Annotated in this window: 25 protein-coding genes and 1 tRNA gene; 15 read left to right on the top strand and 11 right to left on the bottom strand. The window is 33.7% G+C overall.

What is annotated here, in order from left to right; all coding sequences use genetic code 11:
* Genes Q7C23_RS17040 through Q7C23_RS17030 form a run of 3 tightly spaced genes read left to right on the top strand, consistent with a single transcriptional unit; the run spans window position 1 to window position 3,871 of the window.
* Window positions 1-1,074, top strand: a complete 1,074-nt coding sequence (locus Q7C23_RS17040; RefSeq protein WP_375033650.1) for a glycosyltransferase — start codon at window positions 1-3, stop codon at window positions 1,072-1,074.
* Complete coding sequence (locus tag Q7C23_RS17035) at window positions 1,071-2,420, top strand: O-antigen ligase family protein (RefSeq protein ID WP_375033649.1); 1,350 nt, start codon at window positions 1,071-1,073, stop codon at window positions 2,418-2,420. The genes Q7C23_RS17040 and Q7C23_RS17035 overlap by 4 nt, the downstream gene beginning before the upstream one ends.
* A gap of 59 nt (window positions 2,421-2,479) precedes the next feature.
* On the top strand, window positions 2,480-3,871 hold the full coding sequence (locus Q7C23_RS17030; RefSeq protein ID WP_375033648.1) for an exopolysaccharide biosynthesis polyprenyl glycosylphosphotransferase: 1,392 nt from the start codon (window positions 2,480-2,482) through the stop codon (window positions 3,869-3,871).
* 5 nt (window positions 3,872-3,876) lie between these two features.
* Here Q7C23_RS17030 and Q7C23_RS17025 read toward each other — a convergent pair whose 3' ends face one another.
* Complete coding sequence (locus Q7C23_RS17025) at window positions 3,877-5,013, bottom strand: DUF4105 domain-containing protein (RefSeq protein ID WP_375033647.1); 1,137 nt, start codon at window positions 5,011-5,013, stop codon at window positions 3,877-3,879.
* Between the two features lie 37 nt (window positions 5,014-5,050).
* The gene (locus Q7C23_RS17020; RefSeq protein ID WP_375033787.1) at window positions 5,051-6,034 is read right to left on the bottom strand and encodes a PorV/PorQ family protein; all 984 of its coding nucleotides are present in this window, start codon (window positions 6,032-6,034) and stop codon (window positions 5,051-5,053) included.
* A gap of 274 nt (window positions 6,035-6,308) precedes the next feature.
* Here Q7C23_RS17020 and Q7C23_RS17015 point away from each other — a divergent pair, with 274 nt between their 5' ends.
* Together Q7C23_RS17015 and Q7C23_RS17010 are read left to right on the top strand one after the other, a co-directional pair.
* On the top strand, window positions 6,309-7,019 hold the full coding sequence (locus Q7C23_RS17015; RefSeq protein ID WP_375033646.1) for a CDP-alcohol phosphatidyltransferase family protein: 711 nt from the start codon (window positions 6,309-6,311) through the stop codon (window positions 7,017-7,019).
* A gap of 10 nt (window positions 7,020-7,029) precedes the next feature.
* Window positions 7,030-7,887: a glycoside hydrolase family 25 protein gene (locus tag Q7C23_RS17010; RefSeq protein ID WP_375033645.1), complete on the top strand. Its 858-nt coding sequence runs from the start codon at window positions 7,030-7,032 to the stop codon at window positions 7,885-7,887.
* A gap of 140 nt (window positions 7,888-8,027) precedes the next feature.
* On the opposite strand, the gene lptB is transcribed toward Q7C23_RS17010, so the two are convergent.
* The 4 genes from lptB to Q7C23_RS16990 form a co-directional block, all read right to left on the bottom strand.
* Window positions 8,028-8,768: an LPS export ABC transporter ATP-binding protein gene (gene lptB, locus Q7C23_RS17005; RefSeq protein WP_375033644.1), complete on the bottom strand. Its 741-nt coding sequence runs from the start codon at window positions 8,766-8,768 to the stop codon at window positions 8,028-8,030.
* Window positions 8,769-8,855: 87 nt separating this feature from the next.
* Window positions 8,856-9,209, bottom strand: coding sequence for a carboxymuconolactone decarboxylase family protein (locus tag Q7C23_RS17000; protein WP_210665854.1), 354 nt, complete (start codon window positions 9,207-9,209; stop codon window positions 8,856-8,858).
* A complete protein-coding gene (tatC, locus tag Q7C23_RS16995; RefSeq protein ID WP_375033643.1) occupies window positions 9,202-10,017 on the bottom strand; it encodes a twin-arginine translocase subunit TatC in 816 nt (271 codons plus the stop codon). Before tatC ends, Q7C23_RS17000 begins: the two co-directional genes overlap by 8 nt.
* Window positions 10,017-10,982 (bottom strand): SIS domain-containing protein, encoded by a 966-nt coding sequence (locus tag Q7C23_RS16990; RefSeq protein ID WP_375033642.1) that lies wholly within the window; start codon window positions 10,980-10,982, stop codon window positions 10,017-10,019. Before Q7C23_RS16990 ends, tatC begins: the two co-directional genes overlap by 1 nt.
* Window positions 10,983-11,069: 87 nt before the next feature.
* Between Q7C23_RS16990 and recQ the strand changes: the two genes are divergently transcribed.
* Window positions 11,070-13,265: a DNA helicase RecQ gene (gene recQ, locus Q7C23_RS16985; protein ID WP_375033641.1), complete on the top strand. Its 2,196-nt coding sequence runs from the start codon at window positions 11,070-11,072 to the stop codon at window positions 13,263-13,265.
* Window positions 13,266-13,333: 68 nt separating this feature from the next.
* On the opposite strand, the gene Q7C23_RS16980 is transcribed toward recQ, so the two are convergent.
* A complete protein-coding gene (locus tag Q7C23_RS16980) occupies window positions 13,334-13,573 on the bottom strand; it encodes a hypothetical protein (protein ID WP_375033640.1) in 240 nt (79 codons plus the stop codon).
* A gap of 249 nt (window positions 13,574-13,822) precedes the next feature.
* Between Q7C23_RS16980 and Q7C23_RS16975 the strand changes: the two genes are divergently transcribed.
* Window positions 13,823-15,382, top strand: a complete 1,560-nt coding sequence (locus Q7C23_RS16975; RefSeq protein WP_375033639.1) for an NAD(P)/FAD-dependent oxidoreductase — start codon at window positions 13,823-13,825, stop codon at window positions 15,380-15,382.
* A gap of 6 nt (window positions 15,383-15,388) precedes the next feature.
* Window positions 15,389-16,486 (top strand): hypothetical protein, encoded by a 1,098-nt coding sequence (locus Q7C23_RS16970; RefSeq protein WP_375033638.1) that lies wholly within the window; start codon window positions 15,389-15,391, stop codon window positions 16,484-16,486.
* A 97-nt stretch (window positions 16,487-16,583) separates the two neighbouring features.
* Here the strand turns inward: Q7C23_RS16970 and Q7C23_RS16965 are convergent, their stop codons facing one another.
* Both Q7C23_RS16965 and Q7C23_RS16960 read right to left on the bottom strand, forming a co-directional pair.
* A complete protein-coding gene (locus tag Q7C23_RS16965; RefSeq protein WP_375033637.1) occupies window positions 16,584-17,543 on the bottom strand; it encodes a quinone oxidoreductase in 960 nt (319 codons plus the stop codon).
* A 212-nt stretch (window positions 17,544-17,755) separates the two neighbouring features.
* Complete coding sequence (locus tag Q7C23_RS16960; RefSeq protein WP_375033636.1) at window positions 17,756-19,165, bottom strand: aminopeptidase P N-terminal domain-containing protein; 1,410 nt, start codon at window positions 19,163-19,165, stop codon at window positions 17,756-17,758.
* Between the two features lie 262 nt (window positions 19,166-19,427).
* On the opposite strand from Q7C23_RS16960, the gene Q7C23_RS16955 reads away from it, so the two are divergent.
* The gene (locus tag Q7C23_RS16955) at window positions 19,428-19,865 is read left to right on the top strand and encodes an META domain-containing protein (RefSeq protein ID WP_375033635.1); all 438 of its coding nucleotides are present in this window, start codon (window positions 19,428-19,430) and stop codon (window positions 19,863-19,865) included.
* Window positions 19,866-19,921: 56 nt separating this feature from the next.
* Here Q7C23_RS16955 and msrA read toward each other — a convergent pair whose 3' ends face one another.
* Together msrA and msrB are read right to left on the bottom strand one after the other, a co-directional pair.
* The gene (msrA, locus tag Q7C23_RS16950; protein ID WP_375033634.1) at window positions 19,922-20,530 is read right to left on the bottom strand and encodes a peptide-methionine (S)-S-oxide reductase MsrA; all 609 of its coding nucleotides are present in this window, start codon (window positions 20,528-20,530) and stop codon (window positions 19,922-19,924) included.
* A 7-nt stretch (window positions 20,531-20,537) separates the two neighbouring features.
* Window positions 20,538-21,092 (bottom strand): peptide-methionine (R)-S-oxide reductase MsrB, encoded by a 555-nt coding sequence (gene msrB, locus Q7C23_RS16945; RefSeq protein ID WP_375033633.1) that lies wholly within the window; start codon window positions 21,090-21,092, stop codon window positions 20,538-20,540.
* A 297-nt stretch (window positions 21,093-21,389) separates the two neighbouring features.
* Here msrB and idi point away from each other — a divergent pair, with 297 nt between their 5' ends.
* From idi to Q7C23_RS16915, 6 genes are all read left to right on the top strand, one after another.
* Window positions 21,390-21,917, top strand: a complete 528-nt coding sequence (idi, locus tag Q7C23_RS16940; RefSeq protein ID WP_375033632.1) for an isopentenyl-diphosphate Delta-isomerase — start codon at window positions 21,390-21,392, stop codon at window positions 21,915-21,917.
* 21 nt (window positions 21,918-21,938) lie between these two features.
* Window positions 21,939-22,349 (top strand): 6-carboxytetrahydropterin synthase, encoded by a 411-nt coding sequence (locus Q7C23_RS16935; protein ID WP_375033631.1) that lies wholly within the window; start codon window positions 21,939-21,941, stop codon window positions 22,347-22,349.
* 3 nt (window positions 22,350-22,352) lie between these two features.
* Window positions 22,353-22,811 carry a peroxiredoxin gene (locus Q7C23_RS16930; RefSeq protein WP_375033630.1) on the top strand — a complete coding sequence of 153 codons (459 nt, stop codon included), beginning with the start codon at window positions 22,353-22,355 and terminating at the stop codon, window positions 22,809-22,811.
* Between the two features lie 57 nt (window positions 22,812-22,868).
* Complete coding sequence (locus Q7C23_RS16925; RefSeq protein WP_375033629.1) at window positions 22,869-23,837, top strand: type I phosphomannose isomerase catalytic subunit; 969 nt, start codon at window positions 22,869-22,871, stop codon at window positions 23,835-23,837.
* A 57-nt stretch (window positions 23,838-23,894) separates the two neighbouring features.
* Window positions 23,895-24,161 (top strand): hypothetical protein, encoded by a 267-nt coding sequence (locus tag Q7C23_RS16920; RefSeq protein WP_026982865.1) that lies wholly within the window; start codon window positions 23,895-23,897, stop codon window positions 24,159-24,161.
* 78 nt (window positions 24,162-24,239) lie between these two features.
* Window positions 24,240-24,313 (top strand) — tRNA-Thr (locus Q7C23_RS16915).
* The last annotated feature ends 158 nt before the right edge of the window (window positions 24,314-24,471 follow it).

Below are 24,471 nucleotides of genomic sequence, written 5' to 3'. Positions count from 1 at the left end.
ATGAGAATTGTTCAAATCATAGATTCTTTAAATCCAGGTGGTGCAGAACGAATGGCAATAAATTATGCAAATGCTTTAGCTCAAAGAATTGAATTTTCGGGCTTAATTTCGACTCGTACTGAAGGTATATTAAGCAATCAGATAGAATCAAAGGTTTGCTATCTGTTTTTGAATAAAAAAAAACGTATCGATTTTTTTGCTATTAGTAGATTGAGAAAGTATTTAAAGAAAAACAGAGTTGATATAATTCATGCACACAGTTCTTCTTTTTTTATAGCTGTTTTAGTAAAATTCACTATGCCTAAAATAAAAATTGTTTGGCATGACCATTATGGTACCAGAGTAAGGGAAACTAAAAAAGAAAATAGGGTTTTGGTTTTTTTATCCATTTTCTTTTATTCTATTTTTGCGGTTAATCATGAACTTATTGAATGGAGTAAAAAAAACATGAAATGTTCACGAGTGATTTTTATTCCTAATTTTACAAGATTTCCTAAAATAGTTAAGCAGGAAACTAATTTAAAGGGAAATGATGGTAAAAGAATTGTGATCTTAGCAAATTTGAAAAATCCTAAAAATCATATTTTAATTTTAAAAGCCTTTTGCGAATTAAAGTTAAATGAAATGGGGTGGAGTTTGCATTTAATTGGGAAGGATTACTATGATATTTACTCTGATATTCTGAAAAATTTTATTAAATCAAATTCACTTGCTGACCATATATTTTTATATGGTGAAAAAAATGACATCAGGTATATTTTGTCACAATCAACGATAGGAGTTTTAACTTCAACACAGGAAGGTTTTCCTGTTACGTTATTAGAATATGGTTTAGAAAATTTGGCTGTAGTTTCTACCAATGTTGGATACTGTTCTATAATAATAAAAAATGAATTTACTGGTTTGTTATTTAATCCTTTTTCTGAATTTGAAATAAAAGAACAATTGTTAAAAGTTGTTGAGGATGATTCGGCAAGAATGAAAATGGGGAATAATTTGGGGCAATTAATTGATGAAAAGTATTCTGAGAAAAAAGTGATCGAGCAAATAATTTTGGCTTATAATAAAAAATGAAAAAAGGAATATTCTCATATGCTTTACTTCTCTTGTTGCATACTCTTGTAGCACTGGTAGTTTTTGTTGTGCCCTTTTTATCAAAAGTAATAGCGCTTCTAATTCCTGTAATTGGTTTTTACATTGTTTACAGAAATAAAAATGCAAACAACGAAGTTCTTTTAGTGACAGCATATTTGGTTGGTATAGAAGTTTTTTTGAGGATGACAAATGGGAATTATAATAACGAGTTTGTAAAGTTAAATATAATTGCTTTTATGTTCATCGGTATGATATATAGTAATTTTTCAAAAAATGCATTTATCTATTGGTTTTTTCTAATACTGCTAATTCCTGGAATTTTGATAACCTCCACGCATATAGATTATAATTTGGATGTTAAAAAATCATTAGTCTTCAACTTGTCCGGTCCATTGTGTTTAGCTATTTCAGCTATTTATATGTTTAAGCGGCGGGTTTTATTTTCAGATTTGCAAAAAATCATTGCCACTATAGGGCTGCCAATTGTTGCAACAACAGTTTATCTATTCTTATATAATCCAAGTGTAAAAGATGTCGTAACGGGTACACAATCCAATTTTGAAACATCAGGAGGATTTGGACCCAATCAGGTCTCGACAATTTTAGGATTAGGGATGTTTATTTTCTTTACTCAATTAGTTTTATTTTCTAAAACAAAAAAAGAGGTTTTACTAAATGGGTTTTTATTTCTTTTCGTTAGTTATCGCGCAGTGGTTACTTTTTCTAGAGGTGGTGTTATAACCGCAGTAATAATGATTATTTGTTTATTGTTTTTACTGTATTATTTCTCTAATGCAAAAGGCAGAACTAAATTTAGTTTAGTTTTTATATTAACAATCTTAATGACTCTGGGAATTTGGTCATATAGTTCCGTACAGACAGGAGGTTTAATTATTAAGCGATATTCCAATGAGGATGCAATAGGAAGGACTAAAAAAGACAAGCTGGGAGGTAGAGAGATAATTATGGATACAGAAATAAAACTCTTTTTAGATAACCCTGTTTTGGGTATTGGTGCTGGTATGGGAAAGGAAATACGAAAAGAGTCTTTTGGGATGGAAGTCGCTTCTCATAATGAAATTACGCGCATGCTAAGCGAGCATGGTTTATTTGGCATATTTGGATTATTGATACTTTTGTTAACCCCACTTGTACTCTATATAAATAACAGACAGCATCTCTATTTTTTATCCTTTTACGTTTTTTGGCTATTAACGATAAATCATGCTGCAATGCGAATTGCGGCTCCTGCATTTGTGTATGCATTAACTCTACTTTTTGTGCAGGTTAAACTCTCTGAAAAGGAAGAAAATTCGGTCGAGTAAATTCTATTTTTTATAATACATTTGTCGCTAACTAGAGAGACCAAAAGAAAATAGATTACATGAAATCAAATAAAAAAATGCATTTCGAAATATCGGAAAGGAAAATACTTCTTAGAGTTTTTGATGTTGCTTTTATTTTGTCAGCGCTGTTTTTGCTGAATTTTTTATTTGAGGTCCAGTATTTCAGTTTAAGTAGGACATACTATTTTAGGCCCATCATGTTAATTGCATACCTGACTGTTTTCGGATCAATTTTCGAAATGTACAATCTACAGGTTGCCAGTAATCAGTTTCAGATTCTTCGAAGTGTCATTCTTACCGTCACAACGACTGTTTTAGTTTATTTATTTACCCCCATTTTATCACCAGAGTTACCAAAAAAACGTTTGGTTATTCTGGCTTTTTATTTTACTATTCTGGGAGCATTATTAGCCTGGAGATACTTCTATGTGTATTTTCTGGCATCGCATCGTTTTTCGCAAAATGTAATTTTAATTTGTGATCAGAATCAGGTTGAAGAATTGGTTTTAGGACTTGAAAATGTCGATCCTCACTATAAAGTTTTAGGATTTGTTAATTCCGATTTAGTTTCAAATGAAGACTCAGATTTCTATTATGTAAAAGAAATTAAAAAGAATGATTTAGAAGTATTTGTTGCCAAAAACAATATTTCTGAAATTGTAATTGCATCACAAAAAACAGATGGTATTACTGCTGATTTGTATCAACAGCTGCTTCACTTGTTAGAGTCCGGAAATATTATTCGTGAGTATACGCAAGTATATGAAAGTAAAACACAACGAATCCCGGTGCATTATATTTCAAAAGATTTTTATCGTTTTTTCCCTTTTAGCAGAAGCAATAGTAATAAATTGTATTTGTCTTTAATTCGGGTACTTGAGTTTTTGCTTTCGTTTACGGGCTTGCTAATTTGTATTTTATTTATCCCTTTAATTTTAATCGGAAATCTTCTGGCTAATAAAGGAAGTTTGTTTTACACGCAAGAAAGAGTAGGGAAACACGGGGTTGTTTTTGAGATTTATAAGTTCAGGACAATGACGGAAAACACGGATATAAATGGTGCATTTGCTTCTTCAAATGATAAAAGAATAACTCCGTTTGGTAAATTTATGCGCAAATCAAGAATAGATGAACTTCCTCAGTTTATCAATATTTTGAAGGGTGATATGGCGGTAATCGGGCCTAGGCCGGAACGTCCTTACTTTGTGAACGAAATTGCTAAGGTTATGCCTTTTTATGAAACGAGACATGTTATTAAGCCCGGGCTTACGGGTTGGGCACAGGTAAATTATTCTTATGGAGAATCAATTGAGGAAAGTTTAATAAAGTTGCAATATGACTTATATTATATTAAACATCGAAGCATTTTCCTCGATTTGAGTATCACTTTTAAAACCATTACTACCGTTTTGTTTTATCGAGGACAATAAATGGTTTAGATAATAATCGGAATGCGTTTTTTATTTCTGATCACAACTCTTACTAAAACAAAACCACTTGTTAGTATCATTGGTGAAACAATTAATAGGTGTGCTTTGTTGATCATAAATAAGGTGTAAACGATCAAAAAGAGGATATGTAAAACCGCAAATCGATAGGTCCATCTTTTGTTTTTAAGAATTGATAACAAGATTAAAATCAACAGAAGAGGGCTGAATAAAAGCACATTGTAATTCATCGCTAACTCCTGGTGAAAAGAATAAAATCCCACCACTACAAAGAAGACCCCTATTAAAGATAAAATTGAGAGATAAATTTTGTCTACTATTTTATTATGTGCCAAAACTACAAATGCGAGTATAAAAAGATAAGTATAGACATTATTCCACCACGATGTTGGTGTTTCTTTCTCAAAAAGTAGTAATGTTTTACTTTTGTCAGCCAAAGGATGGTTTTGAAAAGTTGTTTTGTCTAAACTGTTTTTTAACTCAAACGGCAGGAATATCTTCGTTCCTAATTGATCAACTTTGGTTCCGAAAATAATACTGGTTCCCAATTGCTCATAAAAATGTCCGTTGAAATAAGGGAATAATATAGAGCGATAAGTAATATCTGTTTCGCCTTTTTTTACAATTACATTTTCATTTAAAGTCGAATTGATAACATCGACAACCATTGATGTACAGTTTTTATCAATAAATTTGTAGGTGTAATAACGGTCGTCAGAAAATATCGTTGCATTTAATTTGTCAAAAAGTTTTTGCTTCAATTCTGGTGATATAAGCAATTCCTGCTCAAAAACACTTCTTTTTTCATAGGTGTAATCATTTATAAAATCCCCATAAGAATGGGCAGTCGCAAAATATTGCAAGTCACCTTTGGCAAATTTGGCAACAAAATTGGGTGTTCTAAAATCGAATGTGCCATAGTTATAAACCACATCAATATTGTTGACTGGATCAGCTATTCTAATGGCTGTATGTCCAAAAAACGAATAGGATTCATTCCCAAGTCCACAAGTAAGTACGCTTACTTTGGCATCTTTTGATAAAGGTAAATTCTGGCTGAAACCAATAAAACTCAGTAATAATAGTAAACTAAAAAGTGTTTTTTTGAAAATGACATTTTTCATAATTTAGAATTTTAAGAAGTTTGATGGTTTGTAAAAATTATCTAAAGATACCTAAATCGACTTTTAAAGAAAAAATATTCGAATAAAGAGCGGTACTTTGGTTTCCTAAATCAGTTAGAGCGTAATCGACCTGAATACCTTTATATTTAAATCCTAATCCAATATTAGGCTGAAAATTTACTTTTTCAGTATTATCTAATTGCATTACGTTCTGGAAATTTCCAGCTCCGGCTCTTAAGAAAACCAAATCGGTATATCCAAACTCAAAACCAACTGCAGGATCAATACTTACTATTTTTGATGAAATAATATCGTTTGTCTGTTCAAAACGCATATTCAAATTTGTAGCGACCAAAAGACTATAATCATTATGAAAGTGAAAAGTTTTTGAAACTCCTAATTGTGCTTTTGGTAAAGTAATCTCTGTGCTTTCTGGTAATTCGTTATTTTCTCCCGGAATAGCGTTGGCAATTTTTGCGTATTCTTCTTCATCAATATTCCAGACATTATAAGTTGTTGTAATATCACGAAGCATTAATCCGAATTTCCAGTCATTTCGTTCAAACTGTAATCCAAAATCAAAACCAAATCCCCACGAATTAGCAAATTCTCCAATAATTCGACGAATTACTTTTGCATTAATACCGTATTGAAAACCTTCTACAGGCAATTTCCTTGCGTATGAAAAGGTAAAACCATAATCGGCAGTTGAGAACAAACGAATTCGGTTGTAATCAATATTTCCCTGGCTGTCAATTAACTCAGTTGTGTCCATGATGTCATCAACTCCAAAACGAATCATCGAGATCCCCCAGGCACTTCTGTCATCAATGGGGCTCGCATATCCTATATAATCATACTGCGCTATATTGGCAAAATAATTGGCATGCATTAAAGAGATCTGATGATCTTCAAGATGTGTAAGACCTGCCGGATTCCAATACACAGCATTTACGTCATTGGTTGAAGCAACCACGGCACTCGACATTCCTAATGCAGCTGCGTCGACTCCAATATTCATAAATTCATTCGAATATTTTCGAACAGTTTGTGCATATTGTTGCGTGCAGCTCCAAAACAATAAAAGCAGTAAGGTTTTCTTCAACGTATATTTTTTTGCAGACTGAGGCCTATTTTAATTTTTATCAAAAATATAATATTTTACTCATCTAATTTATTCCTTTTGATAATTATTGCGAAAGTCAAAATTTCAAATAAAAAACTCTTAAAAAAACGGCTTGTACATGCAGTTATTATACTAAATTTGTTCCTCACCATTATCAAATTTTATAAAGATGAATATTAAAAAACACATTCCTAATTTAATTACATTAATCAATCTTTTCTGCGGTTGTATTGCAGTTGTTTTTATTTCTGAAGCCAATTATGAAATGGCTTTTTATATGGTTTGTTTAGGAATCTTTTTCGATTTTTTTGATGGTTTTTTTGCCCGATTGTTCAAAGTTTCAAGCCCGCTTGGTTTACAGTTGGATTCTTTGGCTGATATGGTAACTAGTGGTGTTGCTCCAGGTTATGTAATGTATAGTTTGTTTGCAAACAGTGCTCACGAATTGGGAAACAATCCGGCGATTCCGTTTTTAGGATTTATCGTGACTTTAGGTTCTTGTTATAGATTAGCAAATTTCAATATTGATACTCGTCAAACCGATTCGTTTATTGGCTTACCAACGCCGGCAAATGCATTGTTTATTTTGAGTTTGCCTTTAGTTTTGAAATATTCCGATTCATTAATGATGTTAGAAATTCTAACCAATCAATGGGTTTTATTGGTTATTACTTTATGTAGTGCTTATATTTTGAATGCTGAAATTCCGTTATTTTCTTTAAAAATCAAGAAATTTAGCTTTAAAGAAAATGCACTTCAAATATTATTTTTGATAGTGTCTGTTTTAATGGTGCTTTTGTTGCATTATATAGCTATTCCGTTAATTATCATTTTTTACGTGTTGTTGTCAGTTGTCAATAATATTTTTTTGAAAAAGTAGTTTTATCCGAATGGCAAGAAAAACGACAAGACGAACTTCTTATTCCCGAAAAACACAACCAACTCGTTCTGCTTTTAGTAGATTGATCCGCTTTATCGCATACTCTTTTTTAGCATTGCTTTTCATTGGAACTGTTTATCATTATCGCGCCGGATTGGCTTATTACCTCGGATTTAAATCGGATAAAGTTTTAGAGGAAGATGAGGTTGACAAGCATCTTTCTGATGTTCGAAACATTCGGGTTTTGGAGAATCATAAAGGGAAAGTGATTGGTATTGATGTGTCTGAATTTCAGGGAAAGATCGATTGGGAAGAGGTTGAAGTTCTAGAGGAAAAATATCCGGTTCATTTTGTGTTTGTTCGTGCTACTGCCGGAAACGATCGGGTAGATGGACAATTTAAAAAGAATTGGGAAGGCGCAAAAGAGAATAAAATAATGCGTGGCGCGTATCATTATTATCGGCCAAACGAAAATTCTATCGAGCAGGCCAATCTTTTTATTAAAACTGTGAAATTACAAAAAGGAGATTTGCCTCCTGTTTTAGATATTGAAAAATTGCCAAAAAATCAACCTTTGGATAGTTTGAAAAAAGGTTTGAAAAGATGGCTAACTAAAGTTGAAAAGCATTATCAGGTTCGCCCAATAATTTATACAGGAGAAAGCTATTATGACGATTTCTTAAAAGAGGAATTCAGCGAGTATTTGTTTTGGATTGCCAACTACAATTTTTATAGAGAAAAAATCGAAGACGATTGGCTTTTTTGGCAATTTACAGAGAAAGCTTCTTTGCCGGGAATCAAACACAGAGTAGATGTTAATATCTATAATGGCGATTTAGAACAGTTGCAGTTTATTACAGTTGAGTAATGGTGTTCAGTGTTCAGTTTAATCGTGTTCAGCGAAAACTGCTAACTAACAAACTGAACACTAAATAGTATTTAGTGTTAGGGCTTTTAGTGTTCAGTGAAGAACTGATAACTAACAAACTGAACACTGAACACTATTTATTAAAATTCAAGTTTCTTTTTACGTAACTCGAAGTTTTGTCCAAGATAAACGCGGCGAACCATTTCATCTTCAACTAATTCTTCCGGAACTCCGGCTTTCAAAATTCCTCCTTCAAACATTAGATATGTTTTATCTGTGATCGCCAGGGTTTCCTGAACGTTGTGATCGGTAATTAAGATTCCGATGTTTTTATTTTTTAATTGTGCCACAATTCTTTGGATGTCTTCAACCGCAACCGGGTCAACTCCCGCGAAAGGTTCATCCAATAAAATAAATTTAGGATCTGTTGCTAAAGCGCGTGCGATTTCAGTACGACGACGTTCTCCTCCCGAAAGTAAATCGCCTCGGTTGGTACGGATATGCTCTAAACTGAATTCTTCAATTAGGCTTTCCATTTTTGCAATTTGCTCATCTTTCGTCAGTTTAGTCAATTGCAAAACACTTAGAATGTTATCTTCAATGCTCAATTTTCTAAAAACCGAAGCTTCCTGTGCTAAATAACCAATCCCTTGTTGTGCACGTTTGTACATAGGGTAATCAGTAATATTCAGATCGTCCAGATAAATGTTTCCCTGATTTGGTTTTACCAATCCCACAATCATATAAAACGAAGTTGTTTTCCCAGCACCATTTGGACCCAAAAGCCCCACGATTTCTCCTTGATTTACTTCAACAGAAATTCCTTTTACAACACTACGTCCCTTATAGGTTTTGATTAAATTATCGGCTCTTAATTTCATTTTCTTAGTTTAATCGTTTAAACGTTTGAATCGTTTATTCGGCACAAATTAACGAATAAACGATTCAACAAATTAACCTATTAACAATTATTTAGTTTCAGCTTCTTCTAAAGCTTCCCAAAATTCGTAAGCTCTCCTTAAATGCGGAATTACAATTGTTCCTCCAACCAAAGTTGCGATACCCATTGCTTCCATCATTTCTTCTTTGGTAACACCTTCTTTGTGGCTTGTTTCTAAGTGATATTTTACGCAGTCATCACAACGCAAAACTGCCGAAGCCACTAATCCTAAAAGTTCTTTTGTTTTTACATCAAGAGCTCCTGGCGCATAAGCGTTGGTGTCAAGGTTGAAAATTCGCTTTACAATTTTGTTATTGTCAGCTAATAGTTTTTCGTTCATTTTAGAACGATAGTCGTTAAATTCTTGAATTAATTCAGACATTTTCTTTTAATTTATTTCTATAAACAACTTTTGAAATCAGGATACTCACCTCGTAAATTAGCAACATTGGTATTGCTACAATAGTCTGGCTTACTACGTCCGGAGGAGTTACGATTGCGGCAATAATCAAAATGATAATCACAGCATACTTCCAATATTTTCTTAAAAAAGCAGGAGTTACTAATCCTAATTTGGTTAAGAAATAAATAGCGATCGGCAATTCAAAAAAGATTGCACTTCCTAAAATACTTGTTTTTACCATTCCCATATAGGAGTCGATTGTAAACTGATTCTTTACGACATCACTTATAGAGAAAGTCGCCACGAAATTAACTGACATCGGAATAACAACAAAATAGCCAAATAATACCCCTAAAAAGAAAAGTAAAGAAGAAGTGAATATAAATACTCTCGCATTTTTTCTTTCTTTCTCATATAAGGCAGGACTAATGAATTTCCAGATTTCGAATAAAATATAAGGAAAACTTAAAATGAAACCAGCCAAAATACACATCCAGACAAAGATGTTTACCTGACCTTCCATTTCCGTATTCTGAATAATGAAATTCAGTTCGGTGATACAGATGCTGTCGGCAAAACCTAGTTGATGTGATAAATCGCAAAACCAGCGATAAGTAAAAAAAGATGGTTTGGTCGGGCCTAAAATAATTTCATCAAATAAATAATCACTAATAAAATAAGTTACAAATGCCATAATCAGTGTTGCAGTTGTACTTCTAACTAATAACCATCTTAGTTCTTCAAGATGGTCTAAAAATGACATCTCGCCAAGGTTCTTTTTTGCCATTATACGATTCCTTCTTTTAAAATGTCATGTAAATGTAATACTCCTTTGTACTCACCATTGTCAGCGACAATTAATTGTGTTATTGAAAAATCTTCCATCATATTCAAAGCGTCTACCGCCATGGTTTCGGAAGAGATTAATTTAGGGTTTTTAGACATAATATCTTTTGCCGTTAAGTCTGCAATAGTATCTACGTCGTTTAGCATTCTTCGGATGTCTCCATCGGTAATAATTCCAATAATTTTGCCCTCTTCGATTACGGCAGTAACGCCTAATCTTTTCTCAGAGATTTCAAAAATAGCTTTTTTGATTGAAGTCTCTGGTGTAACCATTGGTTTTAACGAATGTTCAATCATGTCTTTCACACGAAGTAATAGTTTTTTTCCTAAAGCACCACCTGGGTGATATACGGCAAAATCTTCTGGTTTAAAATCGCGCATTTCCATCAAACAAACGGCTAATGCATCACCTATTACAAGCTGTGCTGTTGTACTGTTTGTTGGGGCAAGGTTTATTGGGCAGGCTTCCATCTCAACTGTAGTGTTCAGGACGTAATCAGAGCCTTTTGCTAAAGATGAAGTTATGTTTCCTGTGATGGCAATTAAAATGTTTCCGAAACGTTTCAATAAAGGAACAAGGACTTTTATTTCAGGACTGTTACCGCTTTTTGAAATGCAAATAATGATGTCTTCTTTTTGAATCATTCCTAAGTCGCCATGAATAGCTTCTGAGGCATGTAGAAACATAGAAGGGGTTCCGGTTGAGTTAAAAGTAGCAACCATTTTTTGGGCAATTATTGCGCTTTTTCCTATTCCGGTAACGATCAATCGGCCTTTGGTTTCGTAAATGCGTTGAACAGCTTCGTAGAAATTTTCGTCAAGAAAATCAATTAACTTTGTAATCGCTTCACTTTCAGATAGTATGGTTTTTTTGGCGATCGCCAATATATTTTCTTTTGAAATCAAAACAGAATATTTAAAATTTGTATGTATAAAAGAAAGTTGTATCTTTATGTGTTGCAAATTTATACAAAATATCCATTAATATAAAGAATGAATTCAAACGAAATTGAAATACACAAGGAATTAAAGAAGTATTTCGGCTTTAGCCAATTTAAGGGCTTGCAGGAGCAAGTCATTACGAGTATTTTAGATAAGAAGAATACTTTTGTAATTATGCCAACCGGCGGTGGAAAGTCTCTTTGTTATCAATTACCCGCTTTAATTCAAGACGGAACAGCTATTGTTGTTTCTCCTTTGATTGCTTTGATGAAAAATCAGGTTGATGCGATTCGAAGCCTTTCTTCAGAAAACGGAATTGCCCATGTGCTAAATTCCTCCCTCACAAAAACAGAAATTGCACAAGTAAAAAAAGACATTACCTCAGGTTTAACCAAACTATTGTATGTGGCGCCGGAATCTTTGACAAAGGAAGAATATGTGGCTTTTTTACAGAGTGTGCCCATTTCGTTTGTCGCAATTGATGAAGCGCATTGTATTTCAGAATGGGGACATGATTTTCGGCCGGAATACCGAAATCTAAAAAATATAATAAAACAATTAGGTCAGGTACCAATTATAGGACTTACCGCAACTGCAACCCCAAAAGTTCAGGAAGATATTCTGAAAAACCTTGATATGTCTGATGCAAATACTTTCAAAGCATCATTCAATAGGCCGAACTTGTACTACGAAGTTCGCACAAAAACGAAAAATATTGAATCGGATATCATTCGATTTATCAAACAACATAAAGGCAAATCCGGAATTATTTATTGCTTAAGCCGTAAAAAAGTCGAATCTATTGCCGAAGTTTTACAAGTAAACGGAATCAGTGCTGTTCCTTATCACGCAGGTCTGGATGCTAAAACCCGTGCCAAACACCAGGATATGTTTTTGATGGAAGACGTAGATGTGGTGGTAGCAACAATCGCTTTCGGAATGGGAATTGATAAACCAGACGTTCGTTTTGTAATTCATCACGATATTCCAAAATCACTTGAGAGTTATTACCAGGAAACGGGTCGTGCCGGTCGTGATGGAGGAGAAGGACATTGTTTAGCTTATTACTCTTATAAAGATGTAGAAAAGCTGGAGAAATTCATGTCAGGAAAACCAGTCGCTGAACAGGAAATTGGTTTCGCCCTTTTACAGGAAGTTGTGGCTTACGCCGAAACCTCAATGTCACGAAGAAAGTTCCTATTGCATTATTTTGGTGAAGAGTTTGACAGCGAAACCGGAGAAGGCGCAGATATGGACGATAACGTTCGTAATCCGAAGAATAAAATCGAAGCACAAGATCAGGTCGTTAAATTGTTGGAAATCGTTCGTGACACCAAACATATTTACAAATCAAAAGAAATTGTGTTTACTTTAATTGGTCGCATAAATGCAGTTATTAAGGCACATAAAACAGATACACAGTCTTTTTTTGGTTCAGGATCAGATCATGACGAAAAATATTGGATGGCTTTGCTTCGACAAGTTTTAGTTGCAGGTTATTTATCAAAAGATATTGAAACGTATGGTGTAGTGAAAATCACTAAAGAAGGTTTGAACTTCATTAAAAAACCCGTATCCTTTTTGATGTCTGAGGATCATGAATACAATGAATCTGAAGATGAAGCAATCGTAACAGCATCAAAATCATCAGGAACAGCTGATGAAGTTTTAATGGGGATGTTGCGCGAACTTCGTAAAAAAGTTGCTAAGAAACTAGGAGTTCCTCCATTTGTGGTATTTCAGGATCCTTCTTTAGAAGATATGGCTTTGAAATATCCAATTTCCTTAACGGAATTGTATAATATCCATGGAGTTGGCGAAGGAAAAGCAAAAAAATACGGTGGCGAATTTGTAGCTCTGATCAGTCGTTATGTTGAAGATAATGATATTATCCGACCAGACGATTTAGTAGTTAAATCTACCGGAGTAAATTCGGCCAATAAACTATATATCATTCAGAATATAGATAGAAAGTTATCTTTAAATGATATTGCTTCTGCAAAAGGTTTAACGATGGACGCTTTGATCAAAGAAATGGAACAGATCGTTTATGCTGGTACAAAACTGAATATTAAATATTGGGTTGATGATATGCTTGATGATGATCAGCAGGAAGAAATTCACGATTATTTCATGGAATCAGAATCAGATAAAATCGAAGATGCATTGAAGGAATTTGATGGTGATTATGATATTGATGAATTAAGGTTGATGAGAATTAAGTTTATTAGTGAAGTAGCTAATTAGTTATAAGTTAAATGTGAGATGTGAAATGTATTTTTGATACATACATCTCACATTTTTCATTTCACATCTCACTCAGAATAAACCTCCCCACGATGCGGTTTCAAAGCATCTCTTACCGAAATCATATTTTCTTCTGTAACCACCATAAAAGCAGTCGCGTGCATGTCGTTTACAATTTTAAAACCTGTAATATTTAGCGGAAGCTTTTCTATAGCGATATATTCTTTCAAATGAATTTCGTGATGTTCGGCTGTTTTTGCTGATGCCGGACCACGAAAATCCCAAATTAATTTTATTTTTCTAGACATTTTTTTAAGGGGCATAGGTTCAGAGATGCAAAGGTACAAAGTCTATTTCTACGAAGAAGAGAAAAGTTGCTACATAATTAACCGCAAAGTGCGCTAAGATTTTTTAAAGGTATGGTTTTACGAAAAAAAATACACAAAGTAAAATTAAATCTTTGCGCACTTTGCTGTTAATTATATAATCTCATTTCAAAATGTTATTTTTGCATGTTCTTTTCATAAATAGAAAAGCTAATTGAAAAATAAAATACAATGCCAAGAGAACTTTTACTTCAGGTAACTCCGGAAATAGCTGCAAACGAATTGTTGCTAAAAGACTATTTGTCTAAACAAATAAAGGTTTCTCCTAAGGAAATTCAACATATTTCTATTTTAAAACGTTCGATTGATGCGCGTCAAAAAGCGATCAAAATCAATTTGAAAGTAATTATCTATTTGCAGGGCGAACCTTTTCAGGAAACTAAAATCGAATTACCTCTATATAAAGACGTTTCTTCTGCGCAGGAAGTAATCGTAGTTGGAGCAGGTCCGGCTGGACTTTTTGCTGCATTGCAATTAATTGAATTAGGCTTAAAGCCAATTGTAATCGAACGCGGAAAAGATGTCCGCGGTCGCCGACGTGACTTAAAAGCAATCAATGTGGATCATTTAGTAAACGAAGATTCTAATTATTGTTTTGGAGAAGGCGGGGCCGGAACCTATTCTGACGGAAAATTATATACACGTTCAAAAAAACGTGGCGATGTTACCAGAATTTTAGAACTTTTAGTAGCTTTTGGAGCTTCTGAAGATATTTTGGTTGAAGCGCATCCACATATTGGAACGAATAAATTACCTAAAATCATTGAAGATATTCGAAATAAAATCATCGAATTTGGTGGTAAGGTTTTGTTTGATACCAGAGTAACTGATATTTTGGTGAAAAATAATGAAGTTGAAGGAATCGTAACGCAAACAGGAGACAAAATTCTGGCGAATAAATTAATCTTGGCAACAGGACACTCGGCGCGTGATATTTTTGAATTATTAGATAAAAAGAAAATTTTTATAGAAGCAAAACCTTTTGCTTTAGGGGTTCGTGCAGAACATTCGCAAGAACTAATAGATAGTATACAGTACAGTTGTGATTATCGTGGCGAGCATTTGCCTCCGGCACCATATTCTATCGTAAAACAAGTAAACGGACGGGGAATGTATTCGTTTTGTATGTGTCCGGGTGGTGTTATTGCACCTTGCGCTACAAGTCCGGGTGAAGTGGTTACAAATGGCTGGTCGCCATCTAAACGGGATCAGGCTACGGCAAACTCAGGAATTGTGATCGAATTGAAATTGGAAGATTTTAAACCTTTTGCAAAATTTGGAGCTTTAGCCGGAATGGAATTTCAAAAAAGTATTGAACAAAAAGCATGGCATTTGGCAGGAGAGACTCAAAAAGTTCCGGCTCAGCGTATGGTTGATTTTACCCAAAATAAAGTTTCGGCTGATATTCCGAAAACGTCTTATGTTCCGGGAACAACTTCGGTTGAAATGGGGCAGGTTTTCCCTGGGTTTTTATCACAGATTTTACGTGAAGGTTTTAAAGAATTCGGAAAATCGATGCGTGGTTATTTGACTAACGAAGCGATTTTACATGCTCCGGAAAGCAGAACATCATCTCCCGTTAGAATTCCGAGAGATCCTTTAACTTACGAGCATTTACAAATAAAAGGTTTGTATCCATGTGGAGAAGGAGCGGGTTATGCGGGTGGAATTATTTCAGCTGCAATTGATGGTGAAAAATGTGCTTTAATGATTGCTGAAACTTTAAAATAATATATTTTGATAAAAGATTTCTTTTCTAATTTATTTGGCAGAAATAATGATCCAAAATCGATTGTTTCTTTTGATGTTGTTGATTCAATTTATTCTTATTTATATGATGAAGAGAATAAATTAGAGATTAAACTAATAGGGATTTATGATACGGTTTCGGTAAATTTATATTCGTTTCCAAATTCATTTAATAATGAAGAAGCGCAAAATGGAATTAAGAAAGCGGGATTGAAAAATGCTTATGAAGTTTTAAATGAATTGTATAAAAAACTCAATATTGGAGCTATCTCAGAAGAGGATATTCAGGCAGAATTAGAATACGATTATATTCATATTCAATTTTATACGGAGCCGCCAACTCCGGAAATGAAAAAACATTTAAAACATGTTTTGCATAATTTCGTCATTTTCTTTTGTTGCACCAATAGTTTAGAAACTAATGATTTTAGAATTTTGTACAATAATAGTTATTTTCTTGATTATGTCAGAGGAATACTTGATACGGAATATATTGACATTAATGACCCGAAAAATGATGTTCAGAAAATAGGTTTTAAAGAATTCGGAAGAGTTTTGCAAGGCATTTGCCAGTATATGCAAATCGAATTACCTGAGGGTATCGAGCTTCCATCAGAAGATAATTTATTACCGGAAGAAATCGAGATAAACCAGGGAACTTTTGAAGAATTTATCACGCTGGTTTCAAGAGGAAATGTCGAAGAAAAATTACTTCAAAAACAAGCTAAAAAGCTTTTGAAGAATTTTAAAAAAGAATCAAAAGAATATCATAAGATTGTTGAAAATCATTGGAGTTTTTTTGAAAGTATAGATTGCTGGAACAGTGATTGGAAATTTGATCCCGAAGATGCAGAATATTTTATCTCAGAAATGATTGGCGAAGATTTGAATTTCGAATATCCAGACGAAACATACAGTCATGATTTGTTCCCTTATCTTCAATCGGCTTTAGAGAAGCGTAATTTTGAATTAATGACCTACAATACACAGGGGGATAATTATTTGTTTTTTGTAGCCAATAAGAATGAGGTTGACAGAATCTTAGAATTGTCTGAATTGACGAAGATTGAGATTAATCAGTTGTAGTATAAAGTGTTTTAGAAAAAATCGCCACGAATTCACGAATTATTATAAAAATTAAAATTCGTGAATTCGTGGCGAAAAACTTAAGTGAGTCTTTGTTTTACGGAATCAGAATTATTTTTCCGGTACTTTTTCGGCTTTCCAGAAAATCGTGCGCCAATTTTCCTTCAGATAATTTGAAAGATGTTGGTGTTGAAAGTGTAATTTTTCCTTCGGTAATCCAATAGAATAACTGGTTGGCTCTTTTGATTCGTTCTTCTTTGGAGTTTAAATAACTCCACAAATCGCCACCAGTTAAAGTTTTAGAACCATCCATCAACATTCTTGGATCTACCGGCGCTGGATCACCGCCTGCCATTCCGAAGAAAACGACTTGTCCGCATTCTTTTGTGACTTCGAAGCTTTCTATCAATGTGCTTCCTATACTGTCATAAACCACATCCACGCCTTTTGGTGCTATTTTGAAAACTTGCGATTTCCAATCGTCCTTATAAAGAAAAACATGATCTGCACCTTGCTCAAAAGCTACTTTTGCTTTGTCTGATGATGAGGTTAAACCGATAACATTGGCGCCTGAAAGTTTGCTGATTTGTGTTAGTGTCTGACCAACTCCACCAGCAACGGCATGAATTAAAACCGTTTCGCCTTTTTGAGTTTTATGACTGTCTGTTGCTAAATAATGTGCAGTTAAACCTTGCAATAAAATAGCGGCTGCGGTTTCAAAAGAAATGGCTTCTGGTAAGGGTAAAACATGATTTGTGTTTACGGCAACCATTTCGGCATTGGCGAAGGGAGCATCGGCGAAAGCCACACGATCTCCAACTTTATACTCCGGATGATTATTAGCGTCAACTACAATCCCGGCACCTTCATAACCGGCAATAAAAGGCGGATTTCCTTTTAAGTGATAATTTCCCTTTCGTCTGTAAACATCGGCAAAGTTTAATCCGATGGCTTTCATTTCGACTAAAATTTCATCGCTTTTTAGTTGTGGATTCGGTATTTCTATATATTCTAAAACATCTGAATTTCCAAAAGAAGAAAAGGTAAGTGCTTTCATTTTTTTATATTTTTAGGAATACAAAAGTACGGTAAAATCCACTTTAAGTTTGAAAAGCTTTTCTTAAAACTGCATAAAAAAACCTCGTTTAAAATTGAAACGAGGTTTTGTTTTTTTGCTACAGATTAAAAGATTAAAGAAAGATTTTTCGGCGTAACTCTTAGATTATAAAATTTGTGAAAATCTTTTAAGCTGTGCCTAAAAATTATAAATTAAATTTTAGGGAATTTCATTTCATTGAAAGTACTTTTTTGTGCTGCCATTTTTTCGACTTCTTCCCATTTTCTAGGTGATTCTGCTGATAGATTTTCATAGGAATCTTTTTTGATTGCAATGTCATCTTCGATTCGAACACCAATATTCCACCATTTTTTATCGCATTTACTGTTTGCCGGAATATAGATTCCCGGTTCAACAGTAAGCACCATGTTTTCTTTTAAGGTTCCTCCGTAATTTCCTTTATCATGAACGTCTAAGCCAAGGAAATGGGAACAGCCGTGAGGATAATATAGTCTGACATCTTTAGGATCTGTAATGATTCCTAATTTAATTAATCCGGCAGCGATTACTTCTTTTGATTTTTTATTTAAATCCTGAATAGGAGTTCCTTCTTTACAGATTTTAAAAACTTCTTCCTGAGCATCATAAACCAATTGGTAAATGGCTTTTTGTTCTTCAGAAAACTTGCCATTTGCCGGAACTGTTCTCGTTACGTCTGCAGAATAGCCATGATATTCTGAGCCAACATCCATTAGTAATAATTGATTATCCATTTTTGTGCTGTTGTTTTCTCCATAATGCAAAATACAGCCATTTGCGCCAACACCTACGATTGGTGGATAACCTTCGCCCTCGGCACCGTATTTTTTGTGAATGTAAGCGTGAATTCCGTCAGCTTCGTTTTCGCTCATATCCGGGCCAACAGCTTTCATAACTTCGTTGTGGGCAACACAGGAAAGTTTAACAGTTTTGCGCATTAATTCCATTTCTTCAGGAGTTTTGATTTCTCGAAGGGAGTTGGTAATTTTGGTGAAAGTTTTTGCTGAAGCTTTATCGTCACTTACAATACCGGCTTTTGTTTTGAAAATCTGAATTAGATTAAATAAATCTGCAGGATCGTAGGTATTGTCTTGAATTCCAGGTGATGATTCGTCAAAAATAATTTCATCAAATTTTTTGAAGTCAATAGCAAAGGCATTAAAATCGGAACCATTATAAGCTTTTGGAAATCCTAATTTAGATTTGGCTCCTTCAACGCCTAAACGTCTTCCTGTCCACATTTCTCTTCCAGCATTTCTTTCTCTGACAAAAAGTACTTCGTTGTAAGTTTCACCGGTTCCCTGATTTTCTTTAAAGATTAGTAATACACCGTCTGGTTCTTTGTAACCCGTTAAATAATACATATCAGGATTTTGATGGTAGTTGTAATTAACATCTTTGGAGAAAACTCTTTCCGGGTAAGAGAAAACAACTGCGACAGAATTAGCTGGCATCAAATTTCTAAAAGCTTCGCGTCGGCCTTTGTGAAATTCTTTTGAAAGATAATCTGCTGGAAGGTTTTCTTGTGCCTGAATAGGGACGGCACTAATTAATAAGGTAAACAATAAAAGAAATTGCTTCATTTTTTTGGTTTTTTATTGATGATTTTAGTTTTTTGATCACCGCAAATTACAAAAAAAATATAATTGTATGTTTTAATTTAAGTGTTTGATCTATAGTTTTTTAATTAAAATAAAGTAACTTAGAGATCAGAAATTGAAATTTCATAATCAAATCTGAGGTCTTTTTATGAAATATTAAATTTTTATAAAACTTGCAGTCGGGCACGAATATTGAGAAGTACCATTCTATAAAAACAATTTTAATCTTTTAAAAACAATATTTATGAAAAAATATACTATTGCAGTCGTTTCAGTTTTAACATTATTACTTACTTCATGTATGGCATCAAAAGAAGTCAAAAACACAGCTAATATTTATGATACAACTTGGGAATTAGAATATATTTCAGGACCAAGAATTGCTTTTGAGGGATTGTATCCAAATAAAAAACCACAAATTACTTTTGACCAGAAAGAAACAAAAGTGTTTGGGAACAATGGATGCAACGGATATAGCGCACCTTATACCTTAAATGGAAAATTATTAACTTTTGGCGAGCCTGGACCAGCAACGATGATGTTTTGCGAAGGTGGGGGAGAGCAGCAGTTTTTGCAGCAAATGAAAAAAATAACAAGTTATGCTATTGATAAAGACGGAAAACTAAATTTAATTGAGGGCGATGTGCCAATGATGAGATTTAAAAAAGTGGCTAAACAATAGTTTTAAGACCAATAAAAAAAGGGAAATGAGTTAATTCATTTCCCTTTTTTTATGGTTTATTTCTTTTTGAGTTTGTCTTTGAAGACTTTTTCAAATTTCTCTATTTTCGGCTGAATTACCATTTTGCAATACGGTTGATTTTTATTGTTTGCATAATAATTCTGGTGATAATCCTCGGCTTTATAAAACTTTTTAAAAGGCTCTACTTTTGTAACAATCGGGCTGCTATAAACTTTTGCTTTATTGAGTTCAGCAATGATACTTTGAGCTGCTTTTCTTTGTTCGTCATTTTTATAGAAAATGACAGAACGATATTGTGTTCCAACATCTGCACCCTGACGGTTTAAAGTGGTTGGGTCGTGAACCGTAAAGAAAACCTTGAAAATTTCATTAATATCTGTTACAGTTTTGTCATAAGTAATCTGAACAACTTCGGCGTGACCTGTTTCACCTGTGCAAACTTCTTCATAAGTAGGATTCGCGATATTTCCTCCGGAGAAACCAGAAACAACAGATTTTACTCCATCCAAATTTTCGTAAACTGCTTCAACGCACCAGTAGCACCCACCACCAAGCGTTATAGTTTCAAGGTTTGAAGCTTTTTTATTTTGTGCAAATCCGTTTAAGGATAAAGCAAGTAAGCAAATTAAAATCGTATTTTTCATTTTTTTATTATTTGTTATCAGGAATAAAGTCAAGGGCAATTGAGTTCATGCAATAGCGTTTTCCTGTTGGTTCGGGGCCATCATCAAATAAATGGCCCAAATGCCCGCCACAGCGTCCGCATAAAGCTTCAATCCTTTCCATTCCAAGTGAATTATCTTCTTTATAAACCACGCTCTTTTTATTGTCTTGTTCAAAAAAACTTGGCCATCCGCAGCTACTGGAAAATTTGGCTCCAGATCTAAAAAGTTTGTTTCCGCAAGAAGCACAGTAGTAAGTTCCTTTTTCATCGCTATTCCAATATTTTCCTGTAAAAGGTCTTTCGGTATCGGCCTCACGCATTACTGCGTAAACATCTTCTGGTAACACTTTTTCCCATTCTGCATTACTTACGTGCAATACAGTTGTATCAGTATTTGAGTAATAAGGATTTCCGGACTTATTTATTTTGTTTTCCATAACAATAGTTTTTGTGTTTTGCTTTTTTGTTGATTGGCCACATGCCTGCAAAATAAAAAGCGGAATTAAAAAGCAAAGGCTGAAAAATTGGGTTCTTGTTTTCATAATTTTTGAGAGGCTGTAATTTTATAAACCAAAGGTACGACGAGAGTTACTTTGGAAATGTCGTCTAATTTACAATTGAGATTTTTTTAAGTATGTTTTAACTTTTTTTTATTTACGTAAAAGTAATGCATATAGTTTTTTAAGCTTATTTTTAAACGTTTTTAAATAAATAGGTGTTTTTAAAGTCTTGAATAGTAAAGACTTGTGAAAATGTAGGCTCGTTAAACTTTTCACAATCTTTTTCAGGATTTTCAAGCCATTTCTTTTTTCGTATTTTTGTTTTGTACAAAACGCCATATGATAGAAGAAAACGTAATATTAGTAAATCAAAATGATGAGCAAATTGGCTTAATGCCAAAATTAGAAGCGCATGAAAAAGCACTTTTGCACCGCGCATTTTCTGTTTTTATCTTAAACAGTAAAAACGAGGTAATGTTACAACAGCGTGCTCATCAAAAATACCATTCTCCTTTACTCTGGACAAACACCTGTTGCAGTCATCAGCGTGAAGGTGAAAGTAACATTGAAGCCGGAAGCCGAAGATTATTTGAAGAAATGGGGTTTAAAGCGGAACTGAAAGAACTTTTTCATTTTATATATAAAGCTCCTTTTGATAACGGATTAACAGAGCATGAGCTCGATCATGTTATGATTGGGTATTTTAATGAAAACCCTGAGATTAACCATGATGAGGTAGAGGACTGGAAATGGATGAAGATTGAAGATATAAAAGAAGATATTGAAAGACAGCCCGAAATTTACACTGTTTGGTTCAAAATAATATTTGATGAATTTTATCATTATTTAGAAGACCATAAAATTTAACCAAGACAACCAAAAGCCCAAATGAAAGTAACCATATCAAGAAAAGCACATTTTAATGCTGCACATCGATTGCACAGGAAAGATTGGACGTTTGAGAAAAACAATGCTGTTTTTGGAAAATGTAATAATCCCAATTTTCATGGTCATAATTATGGTTTAACAGTGAGTGTTACAGGAAAAATTGACACAGAAACTGGTTTTGTTTTAGATGTGAAAGTATTAGCGGATATTATACATGAAGAAGTAGAAATACCGTTTGATCACAAAAATCTGAATCTGGATGTTCCGGAATTTCAGGATTTGAACCCAACTGCTGAGAATATTGCGGTTGTGATATGGAATAAAATTAGAAAAAAAATTCATGCCGACTTTGATTTAGAAGTTGTTTTGAATGAAACGGACCGCAATTTTGTAACTTATAAAGGAGAATAGTAAATGTCATTAAAAATAGGAGATATCGTTCCGAATTTTACTGCTAAAGATAGTCATGGAGAAGTTTTTGAAAGCCAAAGTTTTTTGGGTCGAAAGCCACTCGTGATCTATTTTTATCCAAAAGATAATACTCCAGGTTGTACTACTGAAGCATGCAGTTTTCGGGATCAGTACGAGGATTTCAAGGATTTGGGTGCTGAGGTAATCGGGATTAGCAGTGATAGCGTAAAATCGCATCATAAATTTGCCAAGAAACATGAATTGCCTTTTATATTGTTATCAGATCCTGATAAAAGACTGAGACAAGTTTTTGGAGTTCGAAATAATTTATTTGGTCTTTTGCCGGGAAGAGTAACTTATATTATAGACAGAAATGGTGTTGTAATTTATATTTTTGATAGTATGAATGCAGCCAAACATATTGAGAAAGCCTTAGAAACAATTAGAGAATTAGTATTATAAACTAAAGAATTAGTATTAGTTCAAAAACGATTTAATAAAGATATTAGCCGAAAAAAAATGAAACCAAACTTATACCCTTTACAATTCGAGCCCATTTTAAAAGACAGAATCTGGGGCGGAGAAAAATTAAAAACCATTCTGAATAAACCAATAGTTTCTAAAATTACCGGTGAAAGCTGGGAATTATCAACTGTTGAAGGCGATGTAAGTGTTGTTGCAAATGGCTTTTTAAAAGGAAAATCATTAATGGATCTTATTGATGAAACGCCAAATGAAATTTTAGGAACAACAGTTTACAAACGTTTCGGAAAACAATTCCCATTACTTTTTAAATATTTAGATGCTCGTGAAGATCTTTCTATTCAGGTTCATCCAAATGATAAATTGGCAAAAGAGCGTCATAATTCTTTTGGTAAAACGGAGATGTGGTTTGTAACTCAGGCTGATGCCGATGCAAGAATTATTGTTGGTTTTAAAGAAGATTCGAGTAAAGAAGAATATTTAAAGCACCTGAACGACAACACACTAGTTTCTATTTTAGATGACGTTAAGGCAAAGGTTGGAGATGTTTTCTTTTTAGAAACGGGAACCGTGCATGCAATTGGTGCAGGATTAGTTGTGGCCGAGATTCAGCAAACTTCTGATATTACCTATCGTTTATATGATTTTGATCGTGTAGATGCTCAGGGGAATAAAAGAGAATTGCATGTAGATTTAGCTCTTGATGCTATCAATTATAAAAAAGTAGATACGCAGAAGAAATACGATACAAAAGCCAATACTTCAAATACTGTTGTAGATTGTCCTTATTTTACGACCAATTTTATTCCGTTAAAAGATAAACTGGAAGTTTCTAAATCAGGAGAAACATTTACCGTTTATATGTGTATTGAAGGAAGCTTTGAAATTGAATTTGATGGTTTTAGACAAACCTATATAAAAGGAGATACAGTTTTGGTTCCAGCTGAGATAAATGCATTTATTTTGAACGGAAAAGCTTCTATTTTAGAAATTTACATTTCATAGGGCTAAATATAAAGATTATATGTACTTTTGCAGACGCAAATTAAAATTAAAATAAAAATGGCAAACGTTAAAAATTTAAAGAAAGACATCAACTTCGTATTAGGAGATATTATTGAGGCAATTTACTTATTTGAAATGTCTACTACAGGAAATCCTACTCCAGAAACGAATGCTTTGATCGATCAGGCTATTGCTGCTTTCGATACTTTGATCACAAAAGTGAACGCAAAGAACGTTGAAAACAAAAAAGCGCACTTCAAACAAATCAATGTTGAATTGGAAGAAACTGCTAATCAATTGATTGCTAAAATCAACGAATTGTAAGCGAAAAAAAGTATAAAAAAGTGCAAATTTATTTTGGTAAAACGAAAAACCGCTTTATATTTGCACCCGTAATGAGTCGCCAGCGTAGCTCAGTTGGCTAGAGCAGCTGATTTGTAATCAGCAGGTCGTGGGTTCGAGTCCCTCCGCCGGCTCAACATAAAACCATCACTTTTTAGTGGTGGTTTTTTATTTAAATTTATTGCAAATTTATTTTGGTAAAAACGAAAATCCGTTTTATATTTGCACCCGTAATGAGTCGCCAGCGTAGCTCAGTTGGCTAGAGCAGCTGATTTGTAATCAGCAGGTCGTG

This window comes from Flavobacterium sp. LAR06 (assembly GCF_041946075.1).
GTDB lineage: Bacteria > Bacteroidota > Bacteroidia > Flavobacteriales > Flavobacteriaceae > Flavobacterium.
Note: the sequence above shows the minus strand (reverse complement) of the source record. Positions and strands in the feature narration are given on the sequence as shown.